General features: G+C 61.0%; 11 protein-coding genes. 9 read left to right on the top strand and 2 right to left on the bottom strand.

Features of this window, described 5'->3' with window-relative positions:
* Nucleotides 1–6: 6 nt before the first annotated feature.
* Both ACYZT4_RS05545 and ACYZT4_RS05540 read left to right on the top strand, forming a co-directional pair.
* Nucleotides 7–3,105, top strand: coding sequence for a multidrug efflux RND transporter permease subunit (locus ACYZT4_RS05545; protein ID WP_461985906.1), 3,099 nt, complete (start codon nucleotides 7–9; stop codon nucleotides 3,103–3,105).
* Between the two features lie 168 nt (nucleotides 3,106–3,273).
* Nucleotides 3,274–3,915, top strand: coding sequence for a DUF1345 domain-containing protein (locus tag ACYZT4_RS05540; protein ID WP_461985905.1), 642 nt, complete (start codon nucleotides 3,274–3,276; stop codon nucleotides 3,913–3,915).
* Between the two features lie 9 nt (nucleotides 3,916–3,924).
* Here the strand turns inward: ACYZT4_RS05540 and ACYZT4_RS05535 are convergent, their stop codons facing one another.
* Nucleotides 3,925–5,907: a fibronectin type III domain-containing protein gene (locus ACYZT4_RS05535; protein ID WP_461985903.1), complete on the bottom strand. Its 1,983-nt coding sequence runs from the start codon at nucleotides 5,905–5,907 to the stop codon at nucleotides 3,925–3,927.
* A 206-nt stretch (nucleotides 5,908–6,113) separates the two neighbouring features.
* On the opposite strand from ACYZT4_RS05535, the gene ACYZT4_RS05530 reads away from it, so the two are divergent.
* The 7 genes from ACYZT4_RS05530 to ACYZT4_RS05500 all read left to right on the top strand — a co-directional run bounded on the left by ACYZT4_RS05530 (nucleotide 6,114) and on the right by ACYZT4_RS05500 (nucleotide 13,106).
* A complete protein-coding gene (locus ACYZT4_RS05530; protein ID WP_461985902.1) occupies nucleotides 6,114–6,953 on the top strand; it encodes an AraC family ligand binding domain-containing protein in 840 nt (279 codons plus the stop codon).
* Between the two features lie 52 nt (nucleotides 6,954–7,005).
* Complete coding sequence (locus ACYZT4_RS05525) at nucleotides 7,006–7,614, top strand: LysE family translocator (RefSeq protein WP_461985900.1); 609 nt, start codon at nucleotides 7,006–7,008, stop codon at nucleotides 7,612–7,614.
* Between the two features lie 139 nt (nucleotides 7,615–7,753).
* Nucleotides 7,754–8,779, top strand: coding sequence for a LacI family DNA-binding transcriptional regulator (locus ACYZT4_RS05520; RefSeq protein WP_461985898.1), 1,026 nt, complete (start codon nucleotides 7,754–7,756; stop codon nucleotides 8,777–8,779).
* Between the two features lie 154 nt (nucleotides 8,780–8,933).
* Entirely contained in the window at nucleotides 8,934–9,716 is a 783-nt protein-coding gene (locus ACYZT4_RS05515) for a sugar phosphate isomerase/epimerase family protein (protein ID WP_461985896.1), read from the top strand.
* Complete coding sequence (locus tag ACYZT4_RS05510; RefSeq protein WP_461985894.1) at nucleotides 9,709–10,743, top strand: sugar kinase; 1,035 nt, start codon at nucleotides 9,709–9,711, stop codon at nucleotides 10,741–10,743. The genes ACYZT4_RS05515 and ACYZT4_RS05510 overlap by 8 nt, the downstream gene beginning before the upstream one ends.
* A 72-nt stretch (nucleotides 10,744–10,815) precedes the next feature.
* Complete coding sequence (locus ACYZT4_RS05505; protein WP_461985892.1) at nucleotides 10,816–12,108, top strand: MFS transporter; 1,293 nt, start codon at nucleotides 10,816–10,818, stop codon at nucleotides 12,106–12,108.
* A 20-nt stretch (nucleotides 12,109–12,128) separates the two neighbouring features.
* Nucleotides 12,129–13,106, top strand: coding sequence for an NAD(P)-dependent oxidoreductase (locus ACYZT4_RS05500; RefSeq protein ID WP_461985890.1), 978 nt, complete (start codon nucleotides 12,129–12,131; stop codon nucleotides 13,104–13,106).
* Between the two features lie 54 nt (nucleotides 13,107–13,160).
* On the opposite strand, the gene ACYZT4_RS05495 is transcribed toward ACYZT4_RS05500, so the two are convergent.
* Entirely contained in the window at nucleotides 13,161–14,348 is a 1,188-nt protein-coding gene (locus tag ACYZT4_RS05495; protein WP_461985889.1) for a pyridoxal phosphate-dependent aminotransferase, read from the bottom strand.
* Between the last annotated feature and the right edge of the window lie 251 nt (nucleotides 14,349–14,599).

Below are 14,599 nucleotides of genomic sequence, written 5' to 3'. Positions count from 1 at the left end.
TTTTTTATGCCGCAGTTCTTTATCGATCGCCCGGTGTTTGCCTGGGTGGTCGCCCTGTTCATCCTGCTGGCCGGCGCATTGGCCATCCCGCAATTGCCGGTGGCGCAGTACCCTGACGTCGCGCCGCCGCAGATCGAAATCTATGCCGTGTACCCGGGTGCTTCCGCGCAGACCGTGGACGAAAGCGTGGTCAGCCTGATCGAGGAAGAGCTTAACGGCGCCGATCACCTGCTGTATTTCGAGTCGCAAAGCAGCCTCGGCAGCGCGACGATCAAGGCGACTTTCCAGCCCGGCACTAACCCGGAGATGGCCCAGGTGGATGTGCAGAACCGCCTGAAAGTCGTCGAGTCGCGCCTGCCGCAAGCGGTCAATCAGCAAGGGTTGCAGGTCGAGAAAGTCTCCGCCGGTTTTTTGCTGCTGATCACCCTGACCTCCACGGACGGCAAGCTTGATGACGTGGCGCTCAGCGATTACCTGGCGCGCAACGTGATGAACGAAATCAAGCGTCTGGACGGTGTCGGCAAGGCTCAGCTGTATGGCGCCGAGCGGGCGATGCGGATCTGGATCGACCCGCAGAAGCTGATCGGTTTTAACCTGACGCCGGCCGACGTCAACGCCGCCATCGTTGCACAGAACGCTCAGGTCTCCGCCGGCAGCATCGGTGACCTGCCGAGCCGCACCACTCAGGAAATCACCGCAACCATTCTGGTGAAAGGCCAGCTCTCTACTCCGGAAGAGTTTGCCGACATCGTGCTCAAGGCCAACCCTGACGGCTCTACCGTGCGCATCGCCGATGTTGCGCGGGTCGAGATCGGCAGTCAGGAATACCAGTTCGGCACGCGCCTGAACGGCAAGCCGTCCACCGCCGTCGGCGTGCAATTGTCCCCCGGCGCCAACGCCCTGAGCACGGCAACGCTGGTGCGGGCGAAGATGGATGAACTGGCGCGCTACTTCCCGGCCAACGTCGAATACAAAATCCCGTACGACACCTCGCCATTCGTCAAAGTCTCGATCACCAAAGTGGTTTACACCCTGATCGAGGCCATGGTGCTGGTGTTCGCAGTGATGTTCCTGTTCCTGCAAAACATTCGCTACACACTGATACCGACGCTGGTGGTGCCGGTGGCGCTGATGGGTACGTTCGCGACCATGCTCGCGCTGGGGTTCTCGATCAACGTGCTGACCATGTTCGGCATGGTGCTGGCCATCGGCATTCTGGTGGACGATGCCATTGTCGTGGTGGAGAACGTCGAGCGGATCATGGTCACCGAGGGCCTGTCGCCGAAAGAGGCGACGCGCAAGGCGATGAAGCAAATCACCGGGGCGATCATCGGCATCACCCTGGTGCTGGTGGCGGTGTTTATTCCGATGGCGTTCATGCAGGGGTCGGTCGGGGTGATTTACCGGCAGTTCTCGCTGTCGATGGCCACCTCGATTCTGTTCTCGGCATTCCTCGCCCTGACCTTGACCCCGGCGCTGTGTGCGACGTTGCTCAAGCCGATTGCCAAGGGTGAGCATCACGCCAAGCGCGGCTTCTTCGGCTGGTTCAACCAACGCTTCGAGCAACTGACCGAGCGCTATCAGGGCTGGGTCGCCTATGCACTGAAACGCAGCGGTCGCTACCTGTTGATCTACGGCGTGCTGTTGATCGGCCTGGGCCTGTGTTTCAGCCGCCTGCCCTCCTCGTTCCTGCCGGTGGAGGATCAGGGTTACACCATCACTGACGTGCAGTTGCCACCCGGTGCAAGCAGGAGTCGCACGGTGCAGGTGGTCGAGCAGATCGAAGCGCACAACGCCACGGAGCCCGGCGTGGGTGACAGCACGGTGATCCTCGGCTTCAGTTTTTCCGGCAGCGGACAAAACGCGGCGTTGGCCTTTACCACGTTGAAAGACTGGGCGGATCGTGGCAGCGACGACTCGGCCAGTTCGATTGCCGACCGCGCCAATATCGCGCTGAGCCAGATCAAGGACGCCGTGGCGTTCTCGATTTTGCCACCGCCGGTGGACGGACTCGGTACCTCCAGCGGTTTCGAGTTCCGTTTGCAGGACCGTGGCGGCCTTGGCCATGCCACGCTGATGCAGGCGCGCACCGCGTTGCTGACGGCCGCCGAGAAAAGTCCGATCCTGATGAACGTACGAGAAAGCGCGCTGGCCGAAGCGCCGCAGGTGCAACTGATCGTTGACCGTAAACAGGCGAATGCGCTGGGGGTCTCGTTTGCCGACATCGGCAGCGTATTGTCCACCGCCGTCGGTTCGGCCTACATCAACGACTTCCCCAATCAGGGGCGGATGCAGCGGGTGGTGGTCCAGGCTGAAGGCGATCAACGCAGCCAGGTCGCCGATTTGCTGAAGATTCATGTGCGCAACAGCCACGGAAAAATGGTGCCGCTGTCAGCCTTCGTCGAGGCCAAGTGGACCCAGGGCCCGGCGCAACTGACCCGTTACAACGGCTACCCGGCAATCAGTATTTCCGGCGAACCGAAACCGGGGCACAGCACCGGTGAAGCGATGGCGGAAATCGAACGCCTGGTCGCGCAAGGTCCGGCCGGGTTGGGTCAGGAATGGACCGGGTTGTCGTTGCAGGAGCGCTTGTCCGGCAGTCAGGCGCCGATTCTACTCGGGTTGTCGCTATTGATTGTGTTCCTGTGCCTAGCGGCGTTGTATGAAAGCTGGTCGATTCCGACGTCGGTGCTGCTGGTGGTGCCGCTCGGCGTGCTCGGCGCGGTGCTGGCCGTGACCTTGCGCGGCATGCCCAACGACGTGTTCTTCAAGGTCGGGTTGATCACCATCATCGGCCTGTCGGCGAAGAACGCGATCCTGATCATCGAGTTCGCCAAGAGCCTGGTCGACGAGGGCCACGACCTGATCGACGCGACCCTGCAAGCCGCCCGCCTGCGCCTGCGGCCGATCGTGATGACGTCACTCGCGTTCATCCTCGGCGTGGTGCCGCTGGCGATTGCCACCGGCGCCAGCTCAGCGAGCCAGCAGGCGATCGGCACCGGGGTAATTGGCGGGATGATCACCGCGACGTTGGCGGTGGTGTTTGTGCCGGTGTTTTTTGTGGTGGTGATGAAACTCGTCCGCAAACGCCACAGAAAAACCTGACCTCCCCATTCCCCAGTAGGAGCCGGCTTGCCGGCAATGGCGGCCTCATTAACGATGCAGTATTTGAAAGCCTCATCGCCGGCAAGCCGGCTCCTACAGGGATTTGTGTGGGCCAGACTGACCCCGCTGGGCTAAGGTGTTTGCACCACCCCAACCCATCGAGCCTCCATGCCCTTCCTCGCCCGCACCCACCCGCGCCTGTCCGCCGCTGCCGCCCTCGGTGTCGCGGTGGGCATTCTGGCTCCGGCCGATTCGATCATCAGCAAAATCCTCATCGGCTGGAACACCGGGGTCTGGACGTATCTGGTGTTGATGCTGTGGCTCACCGCCCGGACCAAGGCGCCGGACGTGAAGCGCATTGCCTTGGTCGAAGACGAAAACGCCGGCCTGGTGCTGTTCGTCGTATGCATCGCAGCGATTGCCAGCCTGGCGACCATTACCTTCGAACTCGCCGGCAGCAAGGATCTGCAGAGCACCGCCAAGCTGATGCATTACGGGTTCACGGCGTTGACCGTGATCGGCTCATGGCTGCTGATCGGCGTAATTTTCAGCGTGCACTACGCCCGCCTGTTCTACACCTGGACCGGTAAAGACCCGGCGCTGCGCTTCGCCGAAGGCCTGACCACCCCCAATTACTGGGACTTCCTGTACTTCTCGTTCACCATCAGCGCGGCGGTGCAAACCTCCGATGTCGGCGTGGCGACCCGGGATTTGCGCAAGATTGTGCTGGCACAGTCGCTGATCGGTTTTCTGTTCAACACGGCGATTCTCGGGTTTTCGATCAACATCGCGGCGGGGCTGTTTGGATAAATACATGCATCAAGGTTTGTCGGGAGTGCCAAACCAGACGCCTGCCGACGTGTACTCGATGCCGTTGACCGTCGCCCGAACCGGATATGAGTTCCTGGTTTGCCCGCGCGTATTGGACTGAGTGGCCGTAATCTGTGACTTGCCCTCTTGGTCCGTAGTGGTGCGGGTCTGGGACAGTCGCACGGACAGAAGTGTGTTCCACTCTACATCTGCTCCCGCCAGCGGATGACCGTGCTCGTCCACCGCCAGCAGATCTACGGTTATCGTGGAAAAGTAGGGTGGCCGAGTATCGCTGACTCGCAAACCCCGGGTTTCGCAATACAAAGTGGCAAGTGCCTTTAGTGGCGTTTGTGTGGTTGCGGTGACAGAGAGTCGATCGTTGTAAGTCCCAACGTCGGCAGCGGCGGTCAATGTGTTGATTAAAATGCCTGACTGATCGGTTTTTCCGCTCGACGTCTCCAATTGCAGTTTCGCACTCGGCATCCAGGTAATCTCCTTGCCCTCGACGGGTAGTCCAAAGCCATCGACCAGCCGCAGGTAAAACGCTTTGCTTGCTCCTGGAATCAATACAGGATGATCCAGCAGGACGATCGTCGCGAAGTACGGCGTGCTGACCGGCATGCCGGCATAGGCAGAGACATTGCCGGCCGCGTCAAAAGCCTGCACTTCAAAAATATAAGGAGTGTCACGTGTCAGCTTTTTATAATCCACCCAGTAACTGAGTTGAGTCGTAGTGTCGGTCAACACAACCTCCCCCTTCAGGGTCTTCAGCCTGACGGTGTAGCCTCTTACCCCGATATTGTCCTGTGACGCTTCCCAGCCCAGCCTGAAGTACGTGATGGTATCGTCGATGACTTTGAGGTTGGTCGGCATGGTCGGTGCGACCTTGTCAGCAGGCGACACGTCGATGGTGCTGGCTTCAGACAGATTTCTCGCAGCATCGAAAGCCCGAACTTCGCAGTGGTAGACAACCCCGGCTTTCAAGCCGTGGATCGTAAAACAGGTTTCTCGAAGATCGGTGCGAATGCCGTCCGGGCTGTAAAAACGATATCCGGCCACCGCATGATTGTCGGTGGATGCGTCCCAGCCCAACGTGACAGAAGTGTAGGTGCTACACAGCAATCTAAACCCCGGCGGTCTCGCGGGTGGTTCGGCATCCGGGTTAGGCGTGCTGCGTCCGGTCCTGACCGAGACGTTTCCATTTGCATCCCGAGAAGCCACCGCAAAGCTGAAGTACTCCCCGACAAGATCACGCGCCACATAGCGGGGTGTTGTGACGATATCGATAACTTTGCCATCGATCGAAATTTCAAAGTCGACCACTCCGGGCGCTGCGGCAGCCCAGATGAAGGTAACGCTCGACACTGTTGTTCCGACAACGTCCAGATTGATCGGGGGTGCGGGAGGCGTTGCATCGACTGCGTCGGAAAAATTCAGGCTGTTGGTTCTGGCCTTGATCTGAAAGGTCGGCGCGTCGGCGCTCGGTAATTCAGTCAGCACACATTCCCGTTCGCGAGTCGAAGTGATGACCGTTCCAGCCGAAAGAATCACATAATCGGAAACCGGAGCACCGCCAGTCGGTGTGTCCCAGGTCAACGTCGCCGAGTTCGCAGTTGTCATGCGCACTCGCGGATTACGCGGCGCCCCGGGGCTTGTGCCGAGGTGCCACGGTGCGGCCTGTGAGCGGTTGTCCCCCGCAGCCTTTGCGTAGATCTCCAAAAAATAGTCGACATCGGGTTTCAGCCCGCTGATCTCACACGGTGGCCGGACGACGTTAATCGCTGGCCCATCCACCCCGGACACTTCATAACCCACTGCATCCGGGCAAATATCGCACGTTGAATAGGGTTCATCCCACAAACACACGGCAGTGGTCGCAGAGGTTCGCCAAGCGCGAACGTTGCCCGGGGTACAAATCTGTACATTCTGGTGGGACTCATGCCCCGTCGCGCCGGCAAGCGAAACTGTAGGTCCATCGGTCAACTGACTCATGGATCTTCTCCGTATCAACAATGGCGTCATCAAACATCTTCCCCCGCCGCAACACCACTGGCAGAACTGATAGTGGCGCGCCCGTCTGAATGTGCTACAGCGATCCCGTCCAGGTATGTGCAGAGGCGCATCTGATGCACAAACGTTCTAGTCATCCCTGTGCTGTGGGGGTCTAATAGGCGGGTGATTTGTCCCGAAGGCCGCGCATGAAATCGCACAACTGGATCGACCTGGCCCAGGACGCCGACACCGGCATCGAGACCCTGCGCGCGCATTTCGAAGGCCACGCCTACGATCCGCACTGGCACGACAGCTATCTGGTGGGCGTCACCGAGCAAGGCGTTCAGCAGTTCAACTGTCGCCGCACGAAACACCAGAGCACCCCGGGCAAGGTGTTTTTGCTGGAGCCGGGGGACATACACGACGGTGAGGCACCGACGGTCGACGGGTTCACCTACCGCATGCTGTACCTCGATCCGCAGTGGCTGCAGCGCGAACTTGGCGCCGTATTCGACAGTGCGCCCGACAACTGTCAATTGAGCTTCGCCAACACCCTGGCCAGTGACTTGCGTCTGGCCCATGTGACCCGTATGGCGTTTCAAGCGCTGCATCACAGTGAACTGAAGATCGTCCGCCAGACCGCCCTCGACGGCTTGCTCGAACGCCTCACCACGCACCTGCACTGGCGCGCTCGCTACGGCGAAGACCCGCGTTTGCCGCTGGTGGCGCAGAAGGCGCGGGAGTATCTGCACGCCCATGCGCACGAAGACATTGGCCTCGATCAGGTGGCCGCCGTGACGGGCGTCGACCGCTTTCGCTTGACCCGCGCGTTCAAAGTCGCTTACGGCATGGCGCCCCACGCGTACCTGGTGCAATTGCGCCTGGCCAAGGCGCGTCGGATGCTTGCCGACGGGGAGCAACCCGCAGCGGTCGCTACGGCGTTGGGTTTTGCTGACCAGAGCCATCTCGGGCGCTGGTTCGTGCGCGCCTACGGCCTGACGCCGGCGCTGTATCGCAAGCGCTGCTCAAATCTTCCAGACAGTTGAGCGGCGGGTGGCGAAGATCGGCTTCTGTGATCTTCACCGGAGTTTGCCCGCGATGCTGTCCACCTTCCCGACGTTACTGCCCTTTCTGCTGTTTGCTTTCGTGGCATCGATCACGCCCGGTCCGACCAATATTCTGGTGCTGAGCAACAGTGCCCGCTACGGGTTGGCGGCCGCCGTGCCGATCATCTTCGGCGCCTGCGCCAGTGCGGCGATGATTGTGTTGCTGGTCGGCAGTGGCGCGGGTTCGGCGTTGACCGCGTTGCCCGTCGTGCAAACCGCGATGCAATGGATCGGCGTGGCCTGGCTCAGCTACCTGGCCTGGCAGATCTTCAAGGCACCCGCCGAAGCCGTCGCCACGCAAAACACCGAGGCACGATTGGGCCTGCTGGGCGCCGCCAGCCTGCAATTGATCAACCCGAAAACCTGGATGATGGCGCTCGCCGTGGTCAGTGTGTTTGCCGGGGATGGTGAACAGCGTCTGACTCATGTGACGGTTTTGTCGCTGGTTTTTTTCCTGATTTCCCTGCCGTGCCTCGGTGTCTGGGCACTGCTCGGCGCGGGCTCGACACGCTGGTTGCGCTCACCCCGTTCGATGCAACGCTTCAATCGTTGCATGGCGCTGCTATTGCTCGGGTCGGCTTGGTTGAGCGTTTTGGTGTGAGTCCCATTCGTCGGCCATTGTCGGACAATCAGCGATGCGGGGCTTGACGGCCCATTTGCTTTTGGTGTCTTCTGAAACCGGTTTCAGTGCTGTCCAGATCGCACCAACCTTATAAATCCAATAACAAGGTTTTCAGACCGTGAATGATTTTTCCGCCGCCCAACGCCGTCGCGTGACCATGCTTGATGTTGCCAAACACGCCAAAGTCTCCAAGGCCAGCGTGTCGCGGTTTATCGGCGATGATCGCGCCCTGCTGTCCGATGCGACGGCCTTGCGCATTGAACAGGCGATTGCCGAACTCGGCTATCGCCCGAACCAGATGGCCCGCGGCCTGAAACGCGGGCGCACCCGCCTGATCGGCATGCTGGTGGCCGACATCCGAAACCCTTATTCGATTGCCGTGATGCACGGGGTGGAAACCGCCTGCCGTCAGCACGGCTACAGCCTGGTGGTGTGCAACACCGACCGCGATGACGAGCAGGAAGCCCAACATCTGGCGCTGCTGCGTTCCTACAACATCGAAGGGCTGATTGTGAACACCCTCGGCCACCACCGCGACGCCTTGCAGGAATTGCATCGGGAAATGCCGCTGGTGCTGGTGGATCGCAAGGTCGAGCATCTCGACAGTGATCTGGTCGGCCTCGATAACCCGGCGGCGGTCGAGATGGCCCTCGCCCACCTTGAAAAACGCGGCTATCGCGATGTGTTGCTGGTCACCGAACCGTTTGACGGCACCAGCTCGCGGATCGAGCGGGTCAGCAGTTTCAAGACGCAGATTGCCCAGCGTCCGGCACTGCGCGGGACGCTGATCGAGACCGGCAGTGAGCTGACGGCGGATCTGAAAACGTTCCTCGATACACCCGGCCCCGGTCCGAAGGCACTGTTTTGCGCGAACGGGATCGCTGCGCTGGCCGGCACTCATGCATTGCGCGAGTTGAACTGCAACTTGTTCGAGGACGTTGGCTTGATCGCCCTCGATGATCTGGATTGGTATCCATTGGTGGGCAGCGGCATCACCGCCTTGGCGCAACCGACGGCGGAGATTGGCGCGAGTGCGTTTGAGTGTCTGCTCAAGCGTTTGCGCGGGGATGTCGGGCCGGTGCTGACGCTGGATTTTTCGGCGCGATTGATTGTTAGAGGATCGACGCTTGGAAATCTCCGGTGAGTGTTCCGACCCCATCGCGAGCAGGCTCGCTCCCACATTTTCACCGCGTTCCCCTTTCGGAGTGAGCCTGCTCGCGATGAGGCCCAAACGAACACCACAAAACGCGACCCTTTTTTTTGAACAGAAATGAAACCGGTTTCAGAGGTCCAGAACAATGAATAAACCACCCGTCTCCATCAGCCTCTCCAGCTACGGCGCCGACCTCGTACGCCAACGCGGCCAAGGCAGTTTCATCGAGTTACTCGCCGCCGCCGGCGCCACGCGCATCGAATGGCGCGAAGAGTTGCTGACGGTCGAAGACCCCGCTCAACTGGCCGATGCCACCCAGGCGCAAGGCCTCGAAAGCGTGTATTCCGCGCCGATGGAACTGTGGCTGGCCGGCCAGTCGAAACCCAATCCTGAACTGATCACCGCCGTGCAATCGGCCCAGGCCTTCGGCGCGAAATGGCTAAAGGTGTCCCTCGGTTACTTTACCGACACCTGTGATTTGCAGACGCTCGCGGAGATTCTCAGCAAAAGCGCCGTGCAACTGCTGGTGGAAAACGATCAGACCCTGCACGGTGGACGTATCGAACCGTTCCAGCGTTTTTTCACCGCGGTCGAGCAGTACAACGTGCCGGTCAAAATGACCTTCGATATCGGCAACTGGCAGTGGCAAGACCAGTCCGCCAGCAGCGCCGCGCGCTTGCTCGGGCGTCACGTCGGTTATGTGCACTGCAAAGCCGTCTCGCGGCGCGCCGACGGCAAATTGATTGCGATGCCTCCGGCCGCCAGCGACTTGCATCTGTGGGAACAACTGCTGCGGCACATGGCCCAAGGCGTCATGCGTGCTGCCGAATATCCCCTGCACGGCGATGACCTGCTCCAGCTCACCACCGAGCATGTCAGCGCCCTCGCCCGCCTCGGCCAGGCGCGCCTGGAGACCGCTCATGTCTGAGATCGATATTCTGTCGTTTGGCGAAACCATGGCGATGTTCGTTGCCGATCACAACGGCGACCTGGCCCACGTCGACCACTTTCACAAGCGCATTGCCGGGGCCGACAGCAACGTCGCCATCGGCTTGTCGCGACTTGGGTTCAGGGTGGCGTGGTTGAGTCGGGTCGGCGCCGATTCTTTCGGGCGGTTTGTCATCGATACGCTGGAAAAGGAAGGCCTGGATTGCAGCAACGTCGCCATCGACAGCGCGCACCCGACAGGCTTTCAGGTCAAGTCGCGCACCGATGGGGGTGACGATCCGCTGGTCGAGTACTTCCGGCGCGGCTCGGCGGCGAGTCATTTGTCGCCGCAGTCGATCGTCCCCGAACTGCTCAAGGCGCGGCACTTGCACGCCACCGGCATCCCTGCGGCGCTGTCGGAATCGGCGCGGCAGCTGTCGTTCGAGTTGATGACGCGCATGCGCGAGGCCGGGCGCAGTGTGTCCTTCGACCCGAACCTGCGCCCGAGCCTGTGGGCCAGCGAGCGGCAGATGATCAGCGAGATCAATCGCCTCGCCGCCCTCGCCCACTGGGTGTTGCCGGGGCTGAGTGAAGGGCGTTTGCTGACCGGTTTCGACGACCCCGCCGACATCGCCGCGTTCTACCTCGACCAGGGCGTCGAAGCCGTGGCGATCAAACTCGGGCCGCATGGCGCGTATTACCGCACGCAACTGGATGAGGGATTTGTGGCAGGCGTACCGGTGGAAACGGTGGTCGACACCGTGGGCGCCGGCGACGGTTTTGCCGTCGGCATAATCAGTGCGTTGCTGGAAAACCACAGCTTTGCCGACGCGGTGAAACGCGCCAACTGGATTGGCAGCCGCGCGGTGCAAAATCGCGGTGACATGGAGGGGTTGCCGACCCGATCCGAATTGATCACTGAATTCGAGGCCGCCATCGCGGGCAAGCCCGCTCCCACAGGGATTGGTGGTGAACATCAAAATGTTGCTCACCACACAGACCTGTGGGAGCGGGCTTGCCCGCGATGAGGCCAGACCAGTCACTCGAGATTTAGAACGTTACCTGCTGCGACAAAAACAACAAGCTCAGGAGCACCACACATGAAAACCGCAACACTCGCCGCCCGCCGCTGGTGGTACATCATGCCCATCGTGTTCATCACCTACAGCCTGGCGTATCTGGACCGCGCCAACTATGGCTTCGCCGCCGCCTCCGGGATGGCCGCCGACTTGATGATCACGCCGGGCCTGTCTTCAATGCTCGGCGCGCTGTTCTTCCTCGGCTACTTTTTCTTCCAGGTGCCCGGCGCGATCTACGCGCAAAAACACAGCGTGAAGAAGTTGATTTTCGTCAGCCTGATCCTCTGGGGCGGCCTGGCCACGCTGACCGGGATCGTCTCCAACGCCTACTGGCTGATCGTCATTCGCTTCATGCTCGGCGTGGTCGAAGCGGCGGTGATGCCGGCCATGTTGATCTACCTGTGCCACTGGTTCACCCGTGCCGAACGCTCGCGGGCCAACACTTTCCTGATCCTCGGCAACCCGGTGACAATGCTGTGGATGTCGGTGGTCTCGGGGTATCTGGTGCAGCATTTCAGCTGGCGCTGGATGTTCATCGTCGAAGGCTTGCCGGCGGTGCTCTGGGCGTTTATCTGGTGGCGCCTGGCGGACGAGCGTCCGGCCCAGGCCAAGTGGCTCAGCGACGCCGAAAAGCACGACCTGGAAAGCGTCCTCGCCGCCGAGCAGGTCGGGATCAAAGCGGTGAAGAACTACGCCGAAGCCTTCCGCTCGCCGAAAGTCATCCTCCTCGCGTTGCAGTTTTTTTGCTGGAGCATCGGTGTCTACGGCTTTGTGCTGTGGCTGCCGTCGATCCTCAAGGCTGGCGCAAAAATGGACATGGTCGAAGCCGGCTGGCTATCGGCGCTGCCATACCTGGCGGCGGTGATCGGCATGTTGCTGGTGTCCTGGGGCTCGGACAAATTGCAAAAGCGCAAACGCTTCGTCTGGCCGCCGCTGCTGATCGCCTCGATTGCGTTCTACGGTTCCTACGCGCTGGGTGCCGAACATTTCTGGTGGTCCTACACGTTGCTGGTGATTGCCGGCGCCTGCATGTACGCGCCTTACGGTCCCTTCTTCGCGATCATTCCGGAAATCCTCCCGGCCAACGTCGCCGGAGGTGCCATGGCGTTGATCAACAGCATGGGCGCGCTCGGCTCGTTTGGCGGTTCATACCTGGTCGGTTACCTCAACAGCTCCACCGGTTCGCCCGGCGCTTCGTACTTGCTGATGAGTGGCGCGTTGATGCTCTCGGTGGTGCTGACGCTTCTACTCAAGCCCGGCGCCAGTGACCGGGAGCGTCCGTCGCTGGCCCTGAATCGCCACGCCCATTCCTGAATTGAATAGAGAAACTGACGATGAAAAAGCAGGTTGTGCTGTACAAAAAACTGTCGCCGCTGCTGATGGCCCGCCTGCATGAGCAGACCGAAGTGACGCTGATCGACAACCTCGACGCCGACGGCCTGGCGCAATTGCGCGTAGCCCTGCCCCGCGCCCATGGATTGCTCGGCGCCAGTCTGAAACTGGATGCCACACTGCTCGATCTGGCACCGAATCTTGAAGCCATCGCCAGCGTCTCGGTGGGCGTCGACAACTACGACATCGACTACCTCACCGAGCGGCGAATCCTGCTCAGCAACACGCCTGACGTGCTGACCGAGACCACTGCCGATACCGGTTTTGCGCTGATTCTGGCGACGGCCCGGCGCGTGGTGGAACTGGCCAACAGGGTTCGCGCCGGCCAGTGGACACGCAACATCGGCCCCGCGCACTTTGGCACCGATGTCCACGGTAAAACCCTCGGCATCATCGGCATGGGGCGCATTGGCGAAGCCTTGGCCCAGCGCGGACATTTCGGTTTCGGCATGCCGGTGATCTATCACAGCCACTCGCCGAAACCGGCGGTGGAAGCGCGATTCAACGCCCAGTATCGGAGCTTGCCGGAACTATTGCGGGAGGCAGATTTCGTTTGCCTGACGTTGCCATTGACCGCCGAAACCGAAGGCCTGATCGGCGCCGAGCAGTTTGCGTTGATGGGCCCAAAGACCATTTTCATCAATATTTCACGGGGCAAAGTGGTCGACGAAGCCGCGCTGATCGAAGCGTTGCGTGCCGGGCAGATTCGCGCGGCGGGGCTGGATGTGTTTGAGCGTGAGCCACTCGATCCTGGATCGCCGCTGTTGCAGTTGAATAACGTGGTGGCCACCCCGCACATCGGCTCGGCGACCCATGAGACTCGCGAAGCAATGGCCGTGTGTGCGGTGAACAACCTGCTCGCTTCACTGGCGGGTGAGCGGCCGAAAGATCTGGTGAATGTTGGGGCGTGGAGGGCCTGAGGAATTTTCGGCGTCTGTGCCGGAGAAGGGGCCGGCATTGGCAACGTATCATTTTCAGGCCCGCCGAGCCTCCAACAGCTCTCCCGCACACAACGCAATGCGCCGACAGGCATCGGCCAATTGCGCCTGATCGACCACCAGCCCCAGGCGAATATGCCCTGCCGCACTCGGGCCGAACGCTTCCCCGGCCAGCACCGACACGCCATACCCTTCCAGCAGCCGCTCGGCAAAGTGCTGGGCGGTCAGCCCTGTCTGGCGCACATCGACCATCACGAACATCCCGCCATCCGGGCGGATCGCCCGCAGGCCCGGGCACTGATTCAAACTCGTACACACCAGATCGCGCCGCTGGCGATACTCCTCGCGCATCAGCGCCACTTCCGGCAATTCCTCATCCAGTGCCAGTTGCGCGGCGTTCTGGATGAAGTCCGGAATGCCGAACAGCATGCACAGCGACAGGTGCACCAGATGTTCGGTCAAGGGCTCTGGTCCGATGACCCAACCCACACGCCAGCCGCTCATGGCGTGGGATTTCGACAGACTGTTGATGGTCGCCGTGCGCTCGGCCATGCCCGGCAGGCTGGCCGGGCTGATGTGCTCGCCTTCATACAGCAGATCGCTGTAGACCTCGTCGCTGATCAGCCACAGGTCGTGACGAATACACAGTGAAGCCAGCTCCTGCCAGACCAGCAGCGGCAGACTGGCACCGGACGGGTTGTTCGGACTGTTAAGCAAGATGGCCCGGGTTTTCGCGTTGATGCGAGCCGCGACATCGGCCGGATCGACGCGAAAGCCGTTCTCCGGCCGGACAGGTACCGCGACCACTTTTGCCCCGCAGGCGCCGATCACGCCTTCGTAGGTGACGTACATCGGTTCGGCGACGATCACTTCATCGCCAGGGTCGAGCAGGCATTGCACCACCGAATACACTGCGCATTGCGCGCCGGGCATCACGATGACGTGCTCGGCCTCTACCGGCTGACCACTGCGCTGCCGATGGCGCCGCGCGATGCTGTCACGCAAGCCACGACTGCCACGCACTTCCGGGTAATGGGTGTCGCCGGCCAGCAGGCTGGTGATGGCGGCTTGAACGATGGGCTGTGGTGTATCGAAGTCGGGATCGCCAATCGACAACAGCAACACATCGACGCCTTGTTCGCGCATTTCCAGCGCTCGATCGTGAATCTGCCAGGCCGCTGCGCCGTCGCCGGCAATGCGTTGGGTCAAGGCTGAATAGCGCATACAGTTCTCCATTCGCGCGGGTTCCAGCGTCAACCCTACCTCAAATCCCGCAACGCGCCAGCAGGGCATTCATTACCGACGAACGTACACGGTTGCGATAGTGGCATGCCGACTGCGCTCGTGGCGTTTTCAGGACGGCGGCTCTGGTGACTCCTGCGCGTGCACAAGGAACAAAAACGTCCGCTCTGTCAGGGTATTAGCGCTTGAATTGTAGGCAAATAGTACTCAGCGATTAATCCTACGAACGTGGT

Source organism: Pseudomonas sp. GB2N2, from assembly GCF_054897705.1.
Note: the sequence above shows the minus strand (reverse complement) of the source record. Positions and strands in the feature narration are given on the sequence as shown.

Excerpts from the sequence above, each read along its gene's own strand:
- ACYZT4_RS05525 (WP_461985900.1), top strand. The coding sequence starts at position 7,006 with ATGCTGTCCACCTTCCCGACGTTACTGCCCTTTCTGCTGTTTGCTTTC.
- ACYZT4_RS05495 (WP_461985889.1), bottom strand. The coding sequence starts at position 14,348 with ATGCGCTATTCAGCCTTGACCCAACGCATTGCCGGCGACGGCGCAGCG.
- ACYZT4_RS05505 (WP_461985892.1), top strand. The coding sequence starts at position 10,816 with ATGAAAACCGCAACACTCGCCGCCCGCCGCTGGTGGTACATCATGCCC.
- ACYZT4_RS05510 (WP_461985894.1), top strand. The coding sequence starts at position 9,709 with ATGTCTGAGATCGATATTCTGTCGTTTGGCGAAACCATGGCGATGTTC.
- ACYZT4_RS05545 (WP_461985906.1), top strand. The coding sequence starts at position 7 with ATGCCGCAGTTCTTTATCGATCGCCCGGTGTTTGCCTGGGTGGTCGCC.
- ACYZT4_RS05540 (WP_461985905.1), top strand. The coding sequence starts at position 3,274 with ATGCCCTTCCTCGCCCGCACCCACCCGCGCCTGTCCGCCGCTGCCGCC.
- ACYZT4_RS05500 (WP_461985890.1), top strand. The coding sequence starts at position 12,129 with ATGAAAAAGCAGGTTGTGCTGTACAAAAAACTGTCGCCGCTGCTGATG.
- ACYZT4_RS05515 (WP_461985896.1), top strand. The coding sequence starts at position 8,934 with ATGAATAAACCACCCGTCTCCATCAGCCTCTCCAGCTACGGCGCCGAC.
- ACYZT4_RS05530 (WP_461985902.1), top strand. The coding sequence starts at position 6,114 with ATGAAATCGCACAACTGGATCGACCTGGCCCAGGACGCCGACACCGGC.
- ACYZT4_RS05535 (WP_461985903.1), bottom strand. The coding sequence starts at position 5,907 with ATGAGTCAGTTGACCGATGGACCTACAGTTTCGCTTGCCGGCGCGACG.